This window comes from Chryseobacterium sp. BGARF1, from assembly GCF_001677955.1.
Lineage (GTDB): Bacteria > Bacteroidota > Bacteroidia > Flavobacteriales > Weeksellaceae > Chryseobacterium.
In genome coordinates, this window is sequence record NZ_LELA01000147.1 from 1 (window position 1) to 1,698 (window position 1,698).

Annotated in this window: 1 protein-coding gene; it reads left to right on the top strand. The window is 38.6% G+C overall.

Features of this window, described 5'->3' with window-relative positions:
* Positions 1-30 precede the first annotated feature (30 nt).
* Positions 31-1,569 (top strand): IS1182 family transposase, encoded by a 1,539-nt coding sequence (locus AB671_RS20695; protein WP_066680938.1) that lies wholly within the window; start codon positions 31-33, stop codon positions 1,567-1,569.
* Positions 1,570-1,698 lie beyond the last annotated feature (129 nt).

Sequence of the window (1,698 nt, forward strand, 5' to 3'; positions counted from 1 at the left end):
ATAATTAATGTATTATTCATAAATTAGTACATGCAAGGAAAGAAAATAATTACTCCGCAACTCTTCTACCATCAAAGTTTGGATGAGATGGTTCCTGAAGATAATTTTTACCGAAAAGTAAATGAAAATCTGTCGCTTGATTTTCTCTATAAAGCTACTGCAAGCTATTACGGCAAATGCGGACAGGAAAGCATCGATCCCGTTGTGTTTTTTAGAATTCTGATTGTTGGTTATCTCAATAATATGAATAGCGACCGCGCTTTGATTCGTTTTTGTAGCAATTGTCTGGATATCCGCCTTTTTCTGGGCTATGATTTTAATGAAAATTTGCCGTTTCATTCCACGATTTCCAGAACAAGATCTCTTTTTGGGGAAGAACTTTTCTTAGAGTTATTCCGCAGTGTTTTGAGTTTATGCATAGGAAAAGGCATGGTTCGCGGCAAGCGGATGGCGGTAGATTCAGCATTTATTAAAGCCAATGCCAGTATGGATTCTTTGGTGGAAAAAGAAGTTTTGGAAGATGTTTCTGCTTTTGTAAACGAGCTGGAAGAAAACAGCGAATTTAAAACTACTTCCACCAGAAAAAAGCTTGTGGATCGCCATCATTCATGGAAAGAGAAAGAGTACAAAGGCATGCCGGGTAATACTAAAAGCGACAGAAAAGACGAAGATGGCAATGAGATTCGTCCAAAATACTTGAGCAATCACACCCATTACAGTTCCACCGATCCCGATGCGAAAATCTCAGTAAAACCAGGTAAAGCACGACAGTTAAACTACAGTGGACAATTAACGGTCGATGATGCGAACCATGTGATCGTTGGTGCCTGTGCGAGCAGTTCGGGTAGCAAAGATTCGGTGATTTTCCCTGAAATTATGAATCAAACGATTGAAAATTTTAAAGAAAATAAGCTTGAAATTGATGAAGTTTTAGCCGATGCAGGCTACAGCAGTGGTTCGGCTTTGAAATATTGCCAAGAAAAAGGCCTTAATGCTTACATCCCGAACTTCGGACAATATAAATCGGAGCGTGAGGGATTTATTTTTAACAAAGAAGAAGACCGTTACGAATGCCAGAAAGACGGTGGCAATAAAGCTTTTTTGCCTTTTAAACGGATTTTAACCGACAGTAAAGGTTATGACAAGAAAAGCTATCGCAGCAGCGAGAAGAATTGCTCGAACTGTCCGCTCAGAACCGAATGTTGTGGCAAGGTTACGAAATTTAAAAAGATTGAAGACAGCATTCACAAGCCGCTTTACGATGCGATGCACGAAAAACTAAAACGGGATCCCCATTATACCCGCTTTCTTACTAAACGCCGAAGCTCCCGTGTAGAGCCGGTTTTGGGAACTTTGATCAATTATCACAGCATGAAAAAAGTAAATTGCCGTGGAATAAAAAATGCCAACAAACACGTGCTGATGGCGGCTCTCACGTATAATCTGAAGAAATATTTAAAATTCATCACCAAAAAAGTGCATCGAAACATCCAATTGATGAACCTTCCTAAGGGGAAGTTTTGGTTTTTTCCCAGAATTGAAAATACGAACTCTATCGTTGTGAATTAAACTACTCCAAAAATCAAAATATTTTCTTCTTCCAAAAAAGCAACCTCTTTTAAATCGCTTTAAAAGAGGTTGCTTTTTATCTTATTTTTTGGAATAACGGAAAAACTAAAGAGTTGTGCAACGGTTACC

Bases quoted from the DNA above. Each gene is read 5' to 3' on its own strand.
- AB671_RS20695 (WP_066680938.1), top strand. From the start codon at position 31: ATGCAAGGAAAGAAAATAATTACTCCGCAACTCTTCTACCATCAAAGT.